This is a genomic window from Sinorhizobium medicae (assembly GCF_007827695.1).
Taxonomy (GTDB): domain Bacteria; phylum Pseudomonadota; class Alphaproteobacteria; order Rhizobiales; family Rhizobiaceae; genus Sinorhizobium; species Sinorhizobium medicae.
Window position 1 is genome coordinate 170,039 of the sequence record NZ_VITA01000014.1, and the last position, 18,175, is coordinate 188,213.

The window sequence follows — 18,175 nt, forward strand, 5'->3', positions numbered from 1 at the left end:
GGATCAGGTCAGAACTACTTGGAAGTGAGAACGTCGGCGTATGCATAAAGTCCGGGCGAACCTCCGGTCATGATGAAGAGCACGTTAGACTGCGGTGCGATTGCCCCACTTTCAACGTCGGACAGCAACCCTGCCAAGGCCTTGCCGCCGTAAACCGGATCGACGAGAAGCCCTTCTGATCTCGCGAGAAGTTCGACCGCGTCGATCATGCCGGAAGTCGGCATGCCGTATCCTTCGCCCAGTTGAGCACTGCTTATCCGGAGATCGTCCGCGGTCACGCGAGCGTCGCTGGCCAGTCGCTCAAGAACCGCGTTGACCTTGTCCGCAGTTGCGGGGAGACACTTGTCTGCAGGCGAGAGCACGGTGTATGCGGCGATCCGAGAAGGGTGAGACCCCGCAACGACCACGCCAGCAGCCAACCCGGCATGCATGCCGCCGCTGCCGTTGGGGATGATGATCTGCTCGAACGCAACACCCGTTTCAGCCGATTGCCGGGCGAGTTCGAAAGCGCAATCCACGTAACCGAGGCAACCGATTGTCGTTGAGCCGCCGAGAGGCGCCAGAAGAGCTTTCCTGCGAGTTTCGGCGATCTCATCGACCCGACGCCTCGCATACGCGCCAGCATCTTCATCCGGGTCCAGTATATGAACGCTTGCGCCAAACAGACGGTCGAGAAGCACATTGCCGTTGTCCTGATAAATTCCGGTCGTCCGAGGTACCATCTGAGCAAGAACGAGCTCGCAGGCGAGCCCCGACCTGGCGCACGCTGCGGCGGCCAATCGTGCGAAGTTGGATTGAACTCCTCCCGTTACGACGAGGGTGTCACATCCCTCCGCTTTCGCCTGCCCGAGGAGGAATTCAAGCTTGCGGAGCTTGTTGCCGCCGCCGCCGAGTTCCATGAGATCATCTCTTTTGGCCCAGATCGATACGCCCCTACTCCGTTCGCCCAGAACTTCTTCGAGACGCGCCAAGCGCTGGATCGGCGTTGGACCTTTCATCAGTCGCTCACGGGGAAAGCTCTGCAAAGGATCTCGGTCGGTCATCATCGTCCCCCGTCAAATGTTATCGCTAGTGCGGCTGCCGCGTCGTGGGTTCGCTCGCACCACGGCAGCCCATTGCTGACCGCCGCTAGTGCGCCGCAGCGGGCACGTGGTAGCGCGAAGCGGGAATACTGCGCGACAGGTTCTGCATCAGTTTCTGCCGGGCCGCCTCGTAAGCGTTCCAGTCATTTTCGTCGGGCACCGACGGCAACGTGATAAGCTCACCCATGTCCAGCCCGGCCAATGCTGCATCGACAGTATCCTCGGGTTTCATGACGATGTCGGTCGGAAGGCGATCCAACGACCCGCCCGAGGCATCCCAGAAAGGCGTCTCCACGGCGCCAGGAAGCACAGCCTGGATCCTGATGTTCTTGTCCGCGAACTCCTTCTGCAGAGAGAAGGTCAAGGCGATCACGAATGCCTTGGTTGCCCCGTAGACGCCGTTGAGAATTTCGGGCGCGATCCCGAGCGCCGATGCCATGTTGATGATGGTTCCGTTGTCGCGAGCGGCAAACGATGGTGCCGCCGCGTATACCAGGCGCGTCAGTGCCGTGACATTGACCTTGATCATCCGTTCCATTGCCTCGACGTCGGACATCAGGAGAGGGTCGACGGCGCCGACACCTGCATTGTTGACGAGCATCGTTATCGTAGGATCGCTCCGCAGAATCCCTTCGACCTTCAGCAAATCATCCCGCTGCGCAAGGTCGGCGCGGATTGTGGTCACCTTGCGTCCGGTCGAGCTCGAAAGGTCCTTCGCGACCCTGCTGAGGGCATCCTGATTTCGCGCCACCAGCACGAGATCATAGCCACGACGTGCGAGGCGGTCGGCGTAAATGGCTCCCAGGCCAGACGACGCACCAGTGATGAGCGCCGTTCCTTTCCCAATGATGGTCATTTCAGGTCTCCTGATGTTTGAGTGATATGTTGGTCTGGCCCGCGACGGGATCCGGGTTGCCGGATCCCGCTCCGAGGCTCGTCAGGCCGTGCTGCTACACCGAGCGAAGTGACTTGAACGCAGCCCGCAGTTCGGAGCTGAAAAGGTCCGGCTCTTCCCACGCGGCGAAATGCCCGCCCTTGTCGACTTTGTTGTAGTAGATGAGGTTGTGGTAGGCCTTCTCGGCCCAGCTCTTCGGGGCCTGGTAGATCTCGCCCGGAAAGACGGTGATGGCGGCCGGGATCTTGATATCAACCGCGTTGAAGTTGTTGGCATTGTTCTCCCAATAGAGCCGCGCGCCCGAAGTGGCGGTTCCGGTGAACCAGTACAGGGAGATGTCGTCCAGCATCTCGTCGCGCGTGAGCGACTTCTCGGGATCGCCGCCACTGTAGGTCCAGTCGGCGAACTTGTCGTAGTACCATGCGGCCAGGCCGACCGGAGAGTCCGTCAAGGCATAGCCGAGCGTCTGGGGACGGGTGACCATCATCCAGGCGTATCCCGCACCCTTGGTGTAGAGCACGTTCATCTGTTCGTAGGCGATCTTCTCCTCGGGAGACAGCCCCGCCGGAGCGGGTTCGCCGTTGGTCAGGGCCTTGGCGATATCTGGAGGCACAGTAGCAGGCATATTGGTATGGATGCCGAGTAGTCCCGCCGGGGCCTGTCGGGCCATCGCATCGGAAATGACGGCGCCCCAGTCACCACCTTGGGACACGTAGCGGTCATAGCCGAGGCGCGTCATCAGCACGTGCCATGCCCGGCCGATACGATCGGGACCCCATCCGGTTTCCGAGGGAATTTCCGAGAAACCGTATCCCGGCATCGACGGCATGACGACGTGGAACGCGTCCTCCGATGCACCGCCGTGTGCGGTCGGATCCGTCAGCGGTCCGATCGTCTTGATCAGTTCAAGGACCGAGCCCGGCCAACCGTGCGTCATAATCAGCGGCAGCGCGTTCTCGTGCTTCGACTTGACATGGATGAAATGAATGTCGAGCCCGTCGATCTTGGTCATGAACTGCGGAAACGTATTGAGCTTTTCCTCGCCTTTGCGCCAATCGTAGTCCGTGCCCCAGTATTCTACGAGCGGCTTGAACTTCTTGAGCTGCGCGCCCTGCGAACGATCCGAGACGGTTTCCATTGCGGGCCAGCGAGCTGCACGAACGCGACGACGCAGCTCATCAACATCCTTCTGCGGAATGGCCGCTTTGAAGGGCCGGATCGCGTCTCCAGAAATTGCGGCTCTAAGGTGCCCCGGCAGAAGGCTGAGTGCGGCTGTCGCCGCAGTAGCAGCGAGAAGTTCCCGCCGGGTCGGCGCGAGAGAAATGGAGTTGGCTTCAACACTTTCTGACATGACGTGCTCCGTTGATTTGACAGCTATCAGCTGCGTCTAGGGTTCGTCGGTCGCCGCTCAGGCGCTATTGCACCATGGTATCGGCAATACCTATGGATCGGCCGAACTCGTCCAGAAGCCGACACCATCGGTTAATGGACATGCGTCAACCGCAGGCTCATCGTCTCCCGCGCCACGAATGCAACCGAGGGAGAGCAACATGACCATTCAGGAAAGCATCATGCCAACGATCGACGCAGCGAGTGATCTCGACATGAAGCTCGAGGTAGTCGTCATTCCAGTCTCCGACGTCGACCGCGCCAAGACCTTCTATACGGGGCTCGGTTGGCGGCTGGATGCGGACGTTTCCGGTAGCGACGGCTTCCGGGTGGTTCAGGTGACGCCACCCGGATCGCCCTGCTCCGTCATCTTCGGATCCAGGATCACGTCCGCACAGCCTGGCTCGGCTCAGGGACTTCACCTGATCGTATCCGACATCGAGTTGGCGCATGCGGCGCTTGCCTCCCGCGGCGCTGAAATGAGCGGCGTCTTCCATGATGCTGGCGGTGTGTTTCACCGTCGCGAAACGGAAAACCGCCTCCCTGGCCCGCACCCGTCACGTGCCAGCTACGGTTCCTTTGCCTCATTCAGTGATCCGGACGGGAACGGCTGGATATTCCAGGAAGTCACGAACCGTCTTCCCGGCCGTATAGACGCAAAGGGCGCGGTCTACGTCTCGTCCGCTGATCTCGCGAGCGCACTTCGCCGTGCCGCCGCCGCTCATGGCGAACATGAGAAGCGAACTGGCGGGAAACACGACGAGAACTGGCCGGATTGGTACTCGCAGTACATGATCGCAGAGCAGTCCGGCTCAGAGCTGCCGACCTGATACCTACTTCGAGGAGCGATCTCGCACGTTAGCGGACTCCGCGAAGAGCTTTCGGTGATCGGCCGTCGGGAGGCCACCCCAACCCCAGTTGTCGAGATCAACTTCCTCGATAACGACATAGGTCGACTCGAGAAGCTTGTTCAGAACATCGAGCATGATCTGGCTCACTCCGGCGATTAATTCGGGCTTTTTCTTCGGCGGTTACCGACATGCGGTCGGGCGTCGTGCCTTCCCGGGTAACCTGAACCGTGACGATAGGCATTGGTCTTTCCTTCATCGATTGTCGGCGATAGAGGGGTGCCGAGCGAGCGGGATGTGGCGACGATGTTGTAGCCGCGCTCGCGATATGCCTTTACCAATCCTTCGCCAATGCCTGTGAGGCACCAGTGATAATGGCAACCTTTTGTTGACTGCTCATAATACGAATCCTTTCCAAGTGCTCGGCCGCTTTTCTGGCCGTGCCTGCGCTCTCGGCGTCGGTGCGTTAGATTTAGATGCAGTCGGTGTTCGAGAGAATTGTCACCGCAAGGACGACAATCAACCGATTTTCGGCATAATTTGCGCTAAGGCTCCTGACTCAGCCGCGATTTTCGCAAGCGCTGCTTTTAGTTTCGGACCTGCAAAATCGATGAAAGCCCGAACCTTCGGTACGGAAATTCTTCCCTGCGGTGTCAGAAGGTGGACGGGAAGCGCTGACGGCTCATACTCGGAGAGTATTATCTTCAAGGCTCCATCTCGGACAAGTTCAGCGACGTGATATGAATAGAGTCGCGTTACGCCCATCCCCCCAGCGGCCGACGCCGCGGCCGCACGCACGCTATTCACGACATACCTCGGTGAGAAATGCACGGTTCTGGGGATTGTACCTTGGCCGACGGGGCTGAAGGCCCAGGAATCGATCCCAAAATTCGAGAATGCGATAATGTCGTGCTGCAGGAGGTCACCTGGTTCTCGAATTGCATTACGATTTGCGAGATAGTCAGGTGACGCTACGACGACACGTCGGACGTCGCCGCCGATCCGGGTCGTAATATGCGTTGAGTCCGTGAGGTTGCCTATCCGGAGCGCAATATCAACCCTCTCATCGACCAGATTGACAAAACGGTCGAGCATCAACAGTCGGACGGACACACTGGAATGCTGTTTCAGGAACTTGTCGAGAATCGGCCGAAGCACCTCCTCCCCGAGGATGGGAGGCGCGGAGATTGTCAGCACGCCGCGTGGCGACGACCGCTCGCCTCCGGCAATGATATCTGCTTCTTCGAGGTCCACGAGAACCCTGCGGCACACTTCCACGTAACGCTGCCCCGCCTCACTGAGCTTCAGGCTTCGCGTCGTGCGGTGGAGAAGTTCGACACCCACGCGCTCTTCGAGAAGACCGAGCGCCCGGCTGATCGCAGTGGGCGAACGCTTCAACTTCCTGGCGGCAGCGGCTAGGCTCCCCTCCTCCACGGCAGTGACAAAGACCTTCATCGCATCAATGCGATCCATAGCCAAACTCCAGTGATGTCTTCAGCGTTATGCTTGCAGAAACATGCCGCTGCAAAGCCAGCTGCCGCAACAAGTCTCTTCCCAATACCATTGGACAATAGACGACAGAATGCTCATCATGCAGCGTCTACTGCATGGGCTCGGAATGACGTGCGGATGGAAAAAGGATATAGCCAGATAGCATCGGCAGGGCTGAAAAGCGGTGTCGCATGACGGAGATGCGCCCCGACGACATTCGCTTTGCTGGCGTGAAACTTGGGCGCCATCGGCACGTTTGCGCGTTCTTCGAGGGCACCCGCGGCGCGTCGGAGGTTCTCGACCCTTTCATCCATGATGGCTTTCTGTGCGGCCATAGGGCGATCCACTTGGTCGGCGCAGACAAGCGCGAAGCTCACGTCGCCCGTTTGCGCTGCGAAGGAATCGACACCGAAGATTTGCAGGGCTCCGGCCAGCTTGAAGTTCGAACTACGGTCGACGCCTACCTGAAGAACGGCGTCTTCGACCAAGATCGAATGGTGGAAGAGTTCTCGGCTATGGCGAGCGGCAACAGGCAGGGCTTTCCGCTCAGCCGTATTGTCTGTGACATGGATTGGGCCGCCGAAAGCCAACAGCATCTTCAAGATCTCATCCAATTCGAATCCCGGATTAACGACCTATGGGACCAGCACGACGACGTTGTGATCTGCGTCTATGATCTGACGAGGTTTGGTGGCGACACGATCGTTGACATTTTAAGGACACACCCGGTCGTGGTGATTGGCGGTGACCTTGCCCCGTTGGAATAATCCATTTTGAAGTAAGCTCTGGCCCATCGAGAGGACCAGGGAATGAAGCGCAACCGTTTCACGGACGAACAGATTATCGGCATTCTCAAGGAGCACGAAGCGGGCACGCCCGTCTCGGAGCTTTGCCGCAAGCATGGCGTCAGCGATGCCAGCATCTATAAGTGGAAGGCCAAGTTCGGCGGCATGGACGTATCCGAGGCCAAGCGGCTGAAGACACTGGAAGACGAGAACACGAAGCTGAAGCGGCTTCTGGCGGATGCGATGCTCGACAATGCGGCTTTGAAAGACCTTTTGGGAAAGAAGTGGTGACGCCCGCAGCAAGGCGGAAAGCTGTCGCTCATCTGATGGATCACCACGAGATGAGCGAACGGCGGGCGTGTAAAGCCATCGGCTTTTGCCGGATGACGATCCGTTACGAAACCAGGCGCAGCGATGACCATGACCTTCGCGAGCGGATGAAGGCGCTGGCGCATGAACGCCGCCGCTTTGGATATCGCCGCCTTCATGTGCTGCTCAGGCGTGAGGGTCACCTTGTGAACCACAAGCGGCTCTTCCGGCTCTATCGGGAAGAGAAGCTGACGGTGCGCAAGCGCGGCGGTCGGAAACGAGCGATAGGCACACGAGCACCGATGCTGATCCCGCTTGCCGCCAATGATCGCTGGTCACTGGACTTCGTGTCGGATCAACTCACCGATGGTCGCAGGTTCCGGGTGCTTACGGTCGTCGACGATTGCACCAGGGAGTGCCTGGCACTCGTCGCCGATACGTCCCTTTCCGGCCTGCGGGTTGTCCGTGAGCTGGACCGGATCATCGAGGAACGAGGCAAGCCGAAGATGATCGTCAGCGACAATGGCAGCGAGTTCACCAGCAACGCGATCCTGCAATGGACGGATCGGGCCAATGTCGATTGGCATTACATTGCGCCGGGCAAACCGATCCAGAACGCCTTCATCGAAAGCTTCAATGGGCGGTTGCGAGACGAGTTCCTGAATGAAACTCTGTTCTCGTCACTGACCCATGCTCGATCAGCGCTTTCAAACTGGCGCAGCGATTACAACGATCACCGGCCACACTCTGGACTCGGCTGGATGACACCTGCCGAGTTCGCTCAGACAATCAACCCGCGACGTGATGCGGTGCTGCGCAGCCGAAATGGCTCCGCACCGCATCCCGCCGCTACCGCCGCAAATACCGAAACCAAAAACCGCTGGAGCGAACTCAAAATTGGATAAAACTTGGGGGCAAGGTCAGCGGCATCCTCCGGGAAAATCCATTTTACATCCCGCCAGCGCAGTTTCTAGCGGAACTGCATGGAAGGCGTTCTGGGCGAGAGGAGCAGTCGGCAGCTGCTGAATAACGACATGCCCGACATGGTCATGGTCGCGTCGGAGAACGAAAGACTTCGGCGCTGCATGAACGATATCCTGAGTGTCACGGCTCTTCCGGCAGCTTGGACTGGCGGGACTGTCGACGGGATTTGCAGCGCCCTGCTTGATGCATTGAGATCGATCCTTGACGTTGACTTCTTGGTCGTCAACGTTGCTGGGAGCGGCGATCAAGCCGAAGTGCTCAAGGAGCGTTCCAGGACGAACTTCGTCGACGCAGGTGCCGTAATCATCAGCGACTTGGTGAGGACGTTGGGGGCCAACATAGCTGTCTGGCCCCGCGAAACCAACGTCGAGCACGGTGAGTCCGACCTGCGGGTGCTGATCGAGAAGCTTGGCGTGAATGGAAAAGTGGGCGTTCTCGTCGCCGGATCGACGGTATCGTCGTTTCCCACCGAAGAGGACCGCATCCTCCTGCACGTCGCAGCTTGTCAGGCTGCCCTTGCGATCACGGAAGCAATCCGCTTTCGGGACGACACACGCGCCGTTGCGGAACGCGAACTTAATAGAATCGCGGACGCCATCCCGGTCATGGCCTGGTCGACACTTCCCGACGGCCGAGCCGATTTTTTCAACGAACACTTCCTGACTTTTCTCGGGATATCGAGCGAGCAAGCGGCGGGATGGGGATGGGCTGCATCGATCCACCCGGACGACTCTCGGGCGCTACAAAGCGTATGGATGGAGCTACTCGCCTCAGGGATGCCGGGTGAAACCGAAGCGCGGCTTCGACGATGGGACGGGCAATACAGGTGGTTTTTGTTCCGGGCCAACCCAGTCTACAGCGACGAAGGAGCGGTTGTTCGGTGGTACGGGACCAACACCGACATAGACGACCGAAAACGGTTTGAAGAAGAAATGCGCCGTAGTGCGGCGCTGATGGCCCAGGCCCAGCGCCTGACAGTGACAGGCAGCGTCTGGTGGAGGCCCGCAACCAACGACATATACTGGTCCGATGAGGCATACCGTGTGGCGGGGCAGGACGTGGGAATTACCCCCTCCGTGGAGATGATGCTGGATCGCTGCCATCCCGAGGACCTACCCAGAATCCAAAAACTGATCTCAAATGCGATGAACCGCGGAGAGAATGTCGATGTAGAGCATCGGCTTTTGATGACGGATGGTGCTGTAAAGTATGTCCATGTCGTCCTTCAAAACATCGGCAATAATCCCGCCGATCCGGAGTTCATCGGTGCGGTCGCAGATATCACCGAGAGAAAGCTCGCTGAGGAGCAACTGCGCCGGAGTGACGTCCTGCTACGCGAAGGGCAGCGAATTAGCCAAACAGGTACGTTTTCCTGGAAGGTGGAGACTGACGAAATAACCTTCTCGGAAGAACTGAATCGCATCTTCGGTTTCGAAAGTGGCCGCGTGGTCGATTTCGACGCAATTGGCCAGAGAGTCTACGAGGAGGATCTGCCGCTTCTTGCAATTAAAATGGCCGATGTTCGGCAGGGAGGCGACAATCCCGACTACGAGATACGACTGTTCGTCGATGGCCAAATCAAACATGTCCGGGTGGTTGGACGGATAATCAGGCACCTCGATGGCACGATGGAATGCATAGGGGCAGTCCAAGATGTCTCGGCCCAGCGGATAGCAGAACTGGGTCGCGACAAGCTGCGCTCCGAACTGAGCCAGTTGGCCAGGGTGACGAGCCTCAGCACAATGGCAGCATCCATAGCGCACGAAGTTAATCAGCCGTTGGCTGGCATCATCATGAACGCGAGCGCTTCACTGCGAATGTTGTGCGCAAATCCTCCGAATATTACTGGGGCCGTCGAGACGGCAAAAAGAACTATCCGAGACGGCAATCGAGCATCGGACGTCATACTGCGACTGAGGAACCTGTTCAAACGGGGTGTGGCGACCGTCGAGTGGTTGGATCTCAACGACGCCATTCGAGAGCTGATAGGGCTGGCCGCCAGCGACCTGCAAAGAGGAAGAATTCTATTAATTGAGGAACTTGCCGATCCGCCGCCCTTTGTCCTCGGAGACAGGGTGCAACTCCAGCAAGTAATAATGAACCTCCTTCGTAACTCGATCGATGCGATGACCGATACTGCCCAAACGCAGAAGAAGATATTCGTTCGCACGGTCGTGGGCCTTGGCGAGGTCAGAGTTGTGGTCGAGGACCATGGGGTCGGTCTCGAAGGAACGGACGTGGAGCGGCTGTTCGACGCATTCCACACGACGAAACCGCACGGTATGGGAATAGGGCTGTCGGTGAGCCGCTCCATTATCGAGGCACACAAAGGGAAAATATGGGCGGAGCCCAGACCTTCTGGTGGCGCCATATTCGGCTTCGCTTTGCCGTTCGACAAGGACTCGGTCGACAGACCATCGCCCCCGGAAATGAAGACATGATGAAGACGCAAAAGCCGCTCGTTTCAGTCGTGGATGATGACGAGTCGGTCCGAGAAGCCCTCCCCGACCTGATCCGCATATTTGGCTTCGACGTCCGTGCGTTTTCGTCAGCTGATGAGTTCCTTGCGTCCGAATGGTTGAAGGACACCGACTGCCTCGTTCTGGACGTCGCCATGCCTGGCATGTCCGGCCCGGAATTGCAGGAAGAACTTGCCCGGCGAGGCGAGAAGATTCCCATAATCTTCATCACCGCGCATAAAGATGAGAGCGAGCGCATTCCGCTGCTTCAGAGCGGCGCTGTAGACTGCCTCTTCAAACCCTTCAGCGACGTTGCACTGCAAGACGCACTCGATCGAGCATTGCGCTAACGCCGCAGGTTGCTCGGCGCCCGCCACCACACCCAACACCTTAGGATAATACTCGAATAGTTGTCGAGAACGTACGCTGTCCGAGCAAGCCGAGCTCGAAAGGACAGTCATGGAAGCGGGGCTCGTTCGAGTTCTCGACACTTTGCCGGGTATGGTGTTCAGCATCAACCCCGGTGGCGTCATCGACTTTGTCAATCGGGCCCTCGCGGATTACGTTGGCATTCAATTTCAAAGCGACAGGGACTGGAGTTGGCCGATCGCCATCGAGCGTCCCGATGGCGCGACATTCCACTCGAAACTCCGATCGATGTTGCAACAGAGCCAGCCGTTCCAGATGGAAATTCCCCTCAGCCTCCCAGATGGGGTTGGCCGTTCGCTTCTTCTGCGCTGCAACCCGATGGATGATGGCGCGGCCGAACGTCGATGGTACGGCATCGCTACTGAGTCTACCGTGGATAGCCGTCCCCGTGACAAAAACGACTTTCAACGTATCGTGGACAGCATTCCGGTGCCGGTGGCAGTAACAACACCGAGTGGCGATGTCGAGGCTCTCAACAATCCGGCTCTCGAATACTTTGGCAGGACACTGGAGGAGCTGAAGGACTGGAAAGCGACGGAGGTTGTTCATCCGGAGGACCTCCAAGCGACCATTGAGGACCAACTAAACGCGCATCTCTCTGGGACGTTTTACAACGTCGAAAGCCGACATCTGCGTCACGATGGAATGTATCGCTGGCACAATGTTCTCGGTCTCCCCCTTAGAGATGTGAACGGCACGATTTTGAGATGGTTTCATCTCCTGGTCGACGTCGACGATCGCAAGCGCGCGGAACTGGAGCTAGCAGCGCGCGAGCGCGAAGCACGAGTGGTCCTCGAAAGCATTCCCGCTGGCATCGGCGTTATCGGCATCGGTGGAGAGGTAGAGGCGATAAACGGTCCGCTTCTGCGCTACTACGGACGAACGCTCGAAGAGCTTCGGGATTGGTGTAGCACGGACGTCGTTCATCCCGATGATATGCCCAGGATGATCGATGCAGTCGATCGTGCCGTAGCACTCGGACAACCGTACGATCTTGAGGTTCGGCTCCGAAGAGCAGACGGGGTCCATCACTGGTTCCAGGTCACGGGTTCGCCGCTCATCGACGACGAGGGAAAAATCGTCCGCTGGTACGCCTTGCACGTTGACATCGACGACCGCAAGCGCGCCGAGGAGGCACTTGCGGAGCGCGAGCGGGAATCAAGGTTCATCGTTGATGGCATTGCCGGGATGATTGCCATTTTTTCGCCTGATGCGAAGCTAGTCGGCGGCAACCAACAGATAATCGACTACTTCCAGCGTCCAATTGATGAACTCGACAACTGGGCAACCAACGGGATCACTCATCCAGACGACCTACAGCTATGCATCGACAGCTTCATGGGTTCGATCGCGACTGGCGAGCCATACGATTATGAAACCCGATTCCTGCGCCATGACGGGATTTGGAGATGGTTCCAACTCAGAGGTCTTCCGCTCCGCAATACCGACGGTGAGATTATCCGCTGGTATGGATTGTTGACCGATATCGATGATCGCAAGCGAACGGAGGAACAACTTAGGCGAAGCGAAGCATTCCTGGCTGATGCACAGCGGTTAAGCAAGACTGGCGGCTTTTCGCTGCGACTGGAAACTGGCGAGATTGTCTGGTCCGCCGAGACCTATAGAATATTCGACGTCGATCCGAGCAGTCCCGTGACCATCCAGACTGTACTCTCGCGACTGGATCCTGAGAGCGTGCTCAAAGTTTGCAACGTGATCGAAACTGCTCGCGCAGGAAATGGCGACTTTGACTACGATATTCGGCTTATTATGGCGGATCAGTCCGTCAAGCATGTTCGCGTGCTTGCACACAGTAAAAAAAACAAGGATGGCGAGCAAGAGCTAGCCGGAGCGGTTCAGGATGTCACGGAGCGCCGCGAGGCGGAGGAAGCACTAAACAAAGTCCGTTCTGAACTCTCATATGTGACACGTATAACCAGCCTTGGGCTACTGACCGCATCCATTGCCCACGAAGTCAACCAGCCTCTGGCTGGAATTGTGACTAACGCAAGCACATGTCTTCGTGTTCTCGACACCGAGCCGCCCAACCTCGAAGTGGCTAGGGATACAGCTCGCCGCATGATCCGCGACGCCAACCGTGCAGCCGATGTCATCGTACGGCTGCGGGCACTCTTCAGTCGTAAGCCGCCGTTGATCGAACCCATAGACATGAACGAGGTCGCCACAGAGGTGATTGCCCTCGCGTTCGGTGAGATCCAGCGAGCTCGCGTTTCGGTCGTATCAGAATTCGGCGCAGCACTCCCCTCCGTCGCAGGTGCGCGCGTACAGCTCCAACAGGTGATCATGAACCTGCTTCGCAACGCTATCGAGGCAACATCAGCCGTCGAAGGGCGCCCGGGCCGTATCGTCATCAGAACGGAGGCCAGAGACGCAGAGGTGCGATTGATCATCGAAGATACCGGGATCGGCTTCGGGATGGATGGTACAAAGCGGATCTTTGACGCCTTCTACACAACCAAGCCCGATGGAATGGGCATCGGGCTGTCCGTTAGCCGCTCGATTATTGAAAGTCACAGTGGTCGCCTTTGGGCGCAGAGCAATGCCTTGCATGGAGCAACAGTCGGTTTCTCCGTGCCAATCCACCCGCCCGGGCAAGCTGAAACCTTTCAGACGGATGGCTCGGTGGCACCAAGATAAAGCCCAGAAAGGGGGAGCGATGACGAAGCGGAAACAAATCTCCGTGGTCGATGACGACGAGTCCGTTCGAGAGGCGCTGCCAGACCTTCTCCGTTCGTTCGGATTTGATGTCCATACCTTCGACTCGGCCGAAGCCTTCCTGCATGCGGGTGCCTTCGCATTCAGCGATGGAATGATACTCGACATTGCCATGCCCGGCATGACCGGACCCGAGCTGTTCAAGGAGCTTACGAGACGGGGAAACCAGGTTCCGACGATATTCGTCACTGCGCTCAAGGATGAGATCCTGCGAACCCGCCTGATGAAGGACGGTGCAGTAGAGTGCCTGTTCAAACCTTTTGGCGATGAGGAACTTCAAGTGGCACTGGCCGCGATAGACTAAGTTGTTACGTTCGCCAAGTGTTGGAGTGATAGCCGCGAAACGTTCAGCGGTAGGCCTCCTGCTTCGGAATGATGTAAGTTCAGGTATCGAGATGGGGTCGGATCGATCATGGAACCGGATTTCGGCAAAGTCTTGAATGCAATTCCAAGCATCGTCTTCACCGTCCGCGCAGACGGACACGTTGATTTCGTTAACGGGCATTGGGAAGAATACAGATACCAAAGTGTCGTCCATACCATCGTGCAATAGTGGCAACGCTTCAGAGATGTGACGCTCCTCCTGGCTAAAACGAACAACATCCAGGAGGATACCATGTCGCAGATACAGGCACAGGTGACCCGTCGAACTCTTCTTGCTGCGGCCGCGACCGCAGGCGCGGTGGGGATGGTTCCCCAAGCTTTTGCCGCCACCGAGGCTCCGGTGATCAAGCCGTTCAAGTTCAGGGCTACCGATGAACAGCTGATTGATCTCCATCGCCGGGTGGCAGCCACCCGTTGGCCGGACGAGGAAAACGTAGCAGACGACTCCCAAGGGGTGCGTCTCGAAACGATAAAGAAGCTCGCGAAGCACTGGAAACACCATGACTGGCGCAACGTCGAGGCCCGCCTCAACGCGTTTCCGCAGTTCACGACGGAGATCGACGGACTCGACATTCACTTCATCCATGTGAAGTCGAAGCATGAAAACGCGCTACCGATCATCATCACCCATGGGTGGCCAGGCTCCGTGATCGAGCAGCTGAAGATCATAAAGCCCCTGACCGATCCGACCGCCTATGGCGCCACCGAAGCAGACGCCTTCCACGTCGTTATTCCGTCCCTCCCCGGCTACGGCTTTTCCGGCAAGCCTCGGGAGACCGGGTGGAACCCGCCGCGGATCGCGAAGGCCTGGGCCGTGCTCATGGAGCGTCTGGGATATACGAAGTACGTCGCCCAGGGCGGCGACTGGGGTAACGCGGTGACTGAACTCATGGCCGTCCAGCAGCCCCCTGGCCTACTCGGCATACACACGAACATGGCCGCCACCGTTCCGGCCGAGATTTCGAAGTCCTTGGCCGCAGGAACGCCCCCGGAAGGCTTGTCTGCCGACGAAAGGCGGGCGTGGGATCAGCTCGACGATTTCAACAAGAATGGCCTCGGCTACGCGATCGAGATGAACAACAGGCCGCAGACACTCTACGGCATCGTGGACTCGCCGATCGGTCTTGCGGCGTGGATGCTCGACCACGACATCCGCAGCTACCGCATGATCGCCAGGTCGATTGACGGAGAAAAAGAGGGCCTTAGCCCTGACGACGTCCTCGACAACGTTTCCCTGTACTGGCTGACAAACACGGCAATTTCTTCCGCGCGTCTTTATTGGGACAATGCCCATCATCCGAGCGGCGGCTTCTTCGACCCCCGCGGCATCAAGATCCCCGTCGCTGTCAGTGCGTTTCCGGACGAAATCTACCAGGCGCCGCAGAGCTGGGCAAAGAAGGCATATCCGAAGCTCATCCACTACAACCGCCTGCCGAAGGGCGGCCACTTCGCAGCCTGGGAGCAGCCTGCGCTTTTCACCTCGGAACTCCGTGCCTCATTCAAGTCGCTTCGCGACCAGATTTGAATCTCAAAAGCGGCGCGGGGCGCTCCGCGCCGACCTCTCATCCTCGCCGACTGAACAAGGAGAACGACTATGCGTGAAAAGCAGATCGTAGACTCTAGCTTCACTGCCATCATCAACGCGCCGATCGAGAAGATCGACATCCCGGCATGGTGCTTTTCGCTGCCCGAAAAGGAATACCAGGGATGTTCGCCCGCTCATATCGCTGCTGGCTTCACAACTGCGCCGGACGGCACCCGGATGTCCATCAACGTCGAGACGATCGGCGGCAGCCTCATGGTTCAACACTATCACGAGACACTTGGCGAGAAGACCCATCTGATCCTCGACTCGGACTCCGACGTTTTCACCCCGACGGGCCGCGTTGTCATTCATGTGACCTGGGAGCTTAGCGTCAAGGCACTGGACAAGAACCGCTGCGAATTCACGAACCGGGTTCAGTCCTTCGCTACCGACGAGATGCTCGCTGGGCTGGACCGCCAGGGTATTCCGTTCGAAATCTTCAAGACCCAGCGCCAGCCGATATCCATCGCGCACAACAAGGGCGAGACCCCCCTTTTCGCAGCAAGCATCGAGCGTTTCGCACTTCGCCAGACCCCCGCGAAGGCAGCCTGAATCCTGGAGTTCCGTCATGACCCATCTGACCGTTCCCTTCGATGTCACCAACACAGGGCTGCTGGTGGTCGACCCTTACAACGACTTCATCTCCGAAGGCGGCAAGATCTGGTCCCGGATCCAGTCCGTCGCAGAAGCCAACAACTGCGTCGAGCATATGGCGCAGATCCTGCAGGCGGCGCGCGAGGTAAAGATGCCCGTCTTCTTCGCCATGCATCATCGCTATCGCGAGGGCGACTACGAGAACTGGAAATATATCGCGCCTATTCAACGTGCCGCCTGGCACCGAAAGAGCTTTTCATACGGCACCTGGGGCGGTGAGTTCAGGGCGGAATTCGTGCCTGCCGCTGGCGAGAGCGTCGCGCAGGAACATTGGTGCTCGAGCGGATTTGCAAACACCGATCTCGACAATCTGCTCAAGCGCCGCGGAATACAGCGCGTGATCGTGATAGGCCTTATCGCGCACACATGTATCGAGGCAACGGTCAGGTTTGCGGCTGAGCTAGGATATGATGTGACTGTCATAAACGACGCGGTAGCCGATTATTCGGATGAGATGATGCGCGCCGCCTTAGAGATCAATATGCCGAATTATGCGAACGCCATCATCTCTACAGAAGAGGTCCTACAGGCGATTGCCTCCGCGGGAGCCCTTGCGGTTGCTCCCGAATAAACGACGTTACCCCCGTTCGGCTAACGCCGAGCGTCTTCCCTAATGTAACCTGGAGGAGCATAAACTGGATCAGCTATCCAAAGTCCTCTATACGGCAAAAATCCATGTCAGCGGTGGCCTCGAGCGCGGAGTGGCCCGAAGCCACCCTTGCGAAACAGCATCCACCATTTTCGGCAATGCCAAGGTAACTCTCCCAGGGCGTCATAAATGCAAGAGCCAGCCGAAATGGTCTTACTGGTCGCTCTTGAAGGGATGTGAACCGTAGGCCTCTTATTCAATTAGCTAAGCTACTGAAAAGATATCACTGTGGCGGAACGCCTATTTATGGAACTTTGTTTTTGAACAGTGTGATCAGGCTCTCTATGCCTGTGGATGGATTCGCTGACATCGGCGATTTGGGGATTGCCGTAGGAGGATCTCAGTTCCTCGAAAGCGCCCGAACCGGCAACTAAGCCGTTTTCGTGCTGTATTGGTATCCGGCTACCGCACACCTATACTGCACGGCCGATCAACAAAGGCACCTATGCATTTCGCAATAGCCCGACAGGAACCTGCGCGAAAGCCCTAGCGACCGCTAACCACAAGCTGTTCGCCGATCGCGCCGCCGCTGCTATTCGCTGAAAGCGTCACGACGCCGCCAGAATAACTGTCGTCCCTGCCAACTCGCCAGTGCCGCGTCAGGCCCGGCAGCACATAACCGACAAACCCTTCTCGACGGGCGATGACTTCACCGCCCTGCATCAGCATCACATCAGACAGTCTCAACCTTCTCGCCCCCTTATTTTCGACGACGAGCACAAGCCAGCCGCGGGAGCGCGTTAGACTCAAATCAACCTGCGGCCCAGGCCCAGCCGACGTGCGGAAAAGGACTGGCAGAACGTGCTGCATTGCAAGCCTTTCGGTGTCTGGCGCGTTCCGCGCCGGATCAGCCTCGTCGATCACCACTCGGTAGTTCTCCTCAGAGCGCAGCGGTTCCTTGCTGACGCGAACCACGCTGACAACGCGGCTGCCGTGCGGCGAGAGCTGCGCTGATTTCGGGCTTGCGACCACGTCGCTGGTCGGCTCCAGTTTCCCTACTCCGCCTTTTTGCCTCCACCGGAAGACCCGCACCTCTATGCTAATTGGACGGTCCGTCTGGTTCCTGAGGTGCAAAACCGCTGCCCTATCCGGTGCGACACGCTCGATGGAGGATGGCGAAATCATGAGCGAAGCGGCATTGGCGGCGAGGGTACAAAGCACGAACAAAGCGGCTGCGCCGATGCTCTTCAGAATGGAAGTCATAGCGATCTCCTGTCGGCTACTCAGCATGGCTTCTGTGAAAGACCCAGACACATACGCCAGGAAGCCATCATTTAGCTGCCCGCACGCCACATGCGACAACACGTTCATCTCTTAGCAAGGATACCGAGACACTCGCCCCTGTAGAGCGACAATCTGACTGAGATCACGTATTGCCGCACCTAACGATGCTCCCCGATATTACCACGGTGCCTCATTCATTTTGCTCCCGGGTTAGGGCGAAGGAGGCCGGGCGCGGAGATGGCAGGGTTTCGCAGCGCCTGGCCTCCTTCGCG

15 protein-coding genes and 2 pseudogenes are annotated in these 18,175 nt (G+C 58.1%); 10 read left to right on the top strand and 7 right to left on the bottom strand.

The window, feature by feature from the left end:
- Positions 1-14: 14 nt before the first annotated feature.
- The 3 genes from FB009_RS22690 to FB009_RS22700 all read right to left on the bottom strand — a co-directional run bounded on the left by FB009_RS22690 (position 15) and on the right by FB009_RS22700 (position 3,328).
- Positions 15-1,043, bottom strand: a complete 1,029-nt coding sequence (locus tag FB009_RS22690; protein ID WP_162304050.1) for a D-cysteine desulfhydrase family protein — start codon at positions 1,041-1,043, stop codon at positions 15-17.
- Positions 1,044-1,128: 85 nt separating this feature from the next.
- Positions 1,129-1,938 carry an SDR family NAD(P)-dependent oxidoreductase gene (locus tag FB009_RS22695; RefSeq protein ID WP_127581517.1) on the bottom strand — a complete coding sequence of 270 codons (810 nt, stop codon included), beginning with the start codon at positions 1,936-1,938 and terminating at the stop codon, positions 1,129-1,131.
- A 94-nt stretch (positions 1,939-2,032) separates the two neighbouring features.
- Entirely contained in the window at positions 2,033-3,328 is a 1,296-nt protein-coding gene (locus tag FB009_RS22700) for an epoxide hydrolase family protein (protein ID WP_127581514.1), read from the bottom strand.
- A gap of 199 nt (positions 3,329-3,527) precedes the next feature.
- On the opposite strand from FB009_RS22700, the gene FB009_RS22705 reads away from it, so the two are divergent.
- Positions 3,528-4,196 carry a VOC family protein gene (locus FB009_RS22705; RefSeq protein WP_127581511.1) on the top strand — a complete coding sequence of 223 codons (669 nt, stop codon included), beginning with the start codon at positions 3,528-3,530 and terminating at the stop codon, positions 4,194-4,196.
- A gap of 3 nt (positions 4,197-4,199) precedes the next feature.
- Here the strand turns inward: FB009_RS22705 and FB009_RS22710 are convergent.
- The 3 genes and pseudogenes from FB009_RS22710 to FB009_RS22720 all read right to left on the bottom strand — a co-directional run bounded on the left by FB009_RS22710 (position 4,200) and on the right by FB009_RS22720 (position 5,687).
- Positions 4,200-4,458: pseudogene (locus tag FB009_RS22710) on the bottom strand (tautomerase family protein).
- Between the two features lie 40 nt (positions 4,459-4,498).
- Positions 4,499-4,614: pseudogene (locus tag FB009_RS33280) on the bottom strand (SDR family NAD(P)-dependent oxidoreductase); the annotation flags it as partial.
- Between the two features lie 119 nt (positions 4,615-4,733).
- A complete protein-coding gene (locus FB009_RS22720) occupies positions 4,734-5,687 on the bottom strand; it encodes a LysR family transcriptional regulator (RefSeq protein ID WP_102045397.1) in 954 nt (317 codons plus the stop codon).
- Positions 5,688-5,896: 209 nt separating this feature from the next.
- Between FB009_RS22720 and FB009_RS22725 the strand changes: the two genes are divergently transcribed.
- The 9 genes from FB009_RS22725 to FB009_RS22765 all read left to right on the top strand — a co-directional run bounded on the left by FB009_RS22725 (position 5,897) and on the right by FB009_RS22765 (position 16,601).
- Complete coding sequence (locus FB009_RS22725) at positions 5,897-6,472, top strand: MEDS domain-containing protein (RefSeq protein ID WP_186447676.1); 576 nt, start codon at positions 5,897-5,899, stop codon at positions 6,470-6,472.
- A 42-nt stretch (positions 6,473-6,514) separates the two neighbouring features.
- Positions 6,515-7,704 (top strand): IS3 family transposase gene (locus FB009_RS22730; RefSeq protein ID WP_145161966.1). Its coding sequence is split into 2 segments (ribosomal slippage): positions 6,515-6,764 and positions 6,764-7,704, totalling 1,191 coding nucleotides; the frame shifts between segments, so codons are not numbered across the junction.
- 78 nt (positions 7,705-7,782) lie between these two features.
- Positions 7,783-10,224, top strand: coding sequence for a PAS domain-containing sensor histidine kinase (locus FB009_RS22735; RefSeq protein ID WP_234837894.1), 2,442 nt, complete (start codon positions 7,783-7,785; stop codon positions 10,222-10,224).
- Complete coding sequence (locus FB009_RS22740; protein WP_011970383.1) at positions 10,224-10,592, top strand: response regulator; 369 nt, start codon at positions 10,224-10,226, stop codon at positions 10,590-10,592. The genes FB009_RS22735 and FB009_RS22740 overlap by 1 nt, the downstream gene beginning before the upstream one ends.
- A 109-nt stretch (positions 10,593-10,701) precedes the next feature.
- Complete coding sequence (locus FB009_RS22745) at positions 10,702-13,329, top strand: PAS domain-containing protein (RefSeq protein WP_145161969.1); 2,628 nt, start codon at positions 10,702-10,704, stop codon at positions 13,327-13,329.
- Between the two features lie 19 nt (positions 13,330-13,348).
- Positions 13,349-13,711, top strand: a complete 363-nt coding sequence (locus FB009_RS22750) for a response regulator transcription factor (protein ID WP_011970381.1) — start codon at positions 13,349-13,351, stop codon at positions 13,709-13,711.
- Positions 13,712-14,023: 312 nt separating this feature from the next.
- On the top strand, positions 14,024-15,316 hold the full coding sequence (locus tag FB009_RS22755; RefSeq protein WP_127581505.1) for an epoxide hydrolase family protein: 1,293 nt from the start codon (positions 14,024-14,026) through the stop codon (positions 15,314-15,316).
- A gap of 69 nt (positions 15,317-15,385) precedes the next feature.
- A complete protein-coding gene (locus tag FB009_RS22760; protein ID WP_011970379.1) occupies positions 15,386-15,928 on the top strand; it encodes a hypothetical protein in 543 nt (180 codons plus the stop codon).
- Between the two features lie 16 nt (positions 15,929-15,944).
- Positions 15,945-16,601 (top strand): isochorismatase family cysteine hydrolase, encoded by a 657-nt coding sequence (locus FB009_RS22765; RefSeq protein ID WP_011970378.1) that lies wholly within the window; start codon positions 15,945-15,947, stop codon positions 16,599-16,601.
- Positions 16,602-17,165: 564 nt separating this feature from the next.
- Here the strand turns inward: FB009_RS22765 and FB009_RS22770 are convergent.
- Positions 17,166-17,882: a fimbrial biogenesis chaperone gene (locus FB009_RS22770; protein WP_164818311.1), complete on the bottom strand. Its 717-nt coding sequence runs from the start codon at positions 17,880-17,882 to the stop codon at positions 17,166-17,168.
- Between the last annotated feature and the right edge of the window lie 293 nt (positions 17,883-18,175).

Coding starts and splice junctions, on each gene's coding strand:
- FB009_RS22690 (WP_162304050.1), bottom strand. CDS start 1,043: ATGACCGACCGAGATCCTTTGCAGAGCTTTCCCCGTGAGCGACTGATG.
- FB009_RS22695 (WP_127581517.1), bottom strand. CDS start 1,938: ATGACCATCATTGGGAAAGGAACGGCGCTCATCACTGGTGCGTCGTCT.
- FB009_RS22700 (WP_127581514.1), bottom strand. CDS start 3,328: ATGTCAGAAAGTGTTGAAGCCAACTCCATTTCTCTCGCGCCGACCCGG.
- FB009_RS22705 (WP_127581511.1), top strand. CDS start 3,528: ATGACCATTCAGGAAAGCATCATGCCAACGATCGACGCAGCGAGTGAT.
- FB009_RS22720 (WP_102045397.1), bottom strand. CDS start 5,687: ATGGATCGCATTGATGCGATGAAGGTCTTTGTCACTGCCGTGGAGGAG.
- FB009_RS22725 (WP_186447676.1), top strand. CDS start 5,897: ATGACGGAGATGCGCCCCGACGACATTCGCTTTGCTGGCGTGAAACTT.
- FB009_RS22735 (WP_234837894.1), top strand. CDS start 7,783: ATGGAAGGCGTTCTGGGCGAGAGGAGCAGTCGGCAGCTGCTGAATAAC.
- FB009_RS22740 (WP_011970383.1), top strand. CDS start 10,224: ATGAAGACGCAAAAGCCGCTCGTTTCAGTCGTGGATGATGACGAGTCG.
- FB009_RS22745 (WP_145161969.1), top strand. CDS start 10,702: ATGGAAGCGGGGCTCGTTCGAGTTCTCGACACTTTGCCGGGTATGGTG.
- FB009_RS22750 (WP_011970381.1), top strand. CDS start 13,349: ATGACGAAGCGGAAACAAATCTCCGTGGTCGATGACGACGAGTCCGTT.
- FB009_RS22755 (WP_127581505.1), top strand. CDS start 14,024: ATGTCGCAGATACAGGCACAGGTGACCCGTCGAACTCTTCTTGCTGCG.
- FB009_RS22760 (WP_011970379.1), top strand. CDS start 15,386: ATGCGTGAAAAGCAGATCGTAGACTCTAGCTTCACTGCCATCATCAAC.
- FB009_RS22765 (WP_011970378.1), top strand. CDS start 15,945: ATGACCCATCTGACCGTTCCCTTCGATGTCACCAACACAGGGCTGCTG.
- FB009_RS22770 (WP_164818311.1), bottom strand. CDS start 17,882: ATGACTTCCATTCTGAAGAGCATCGGCGCAGCCGCTTTGTTCGTGCTT.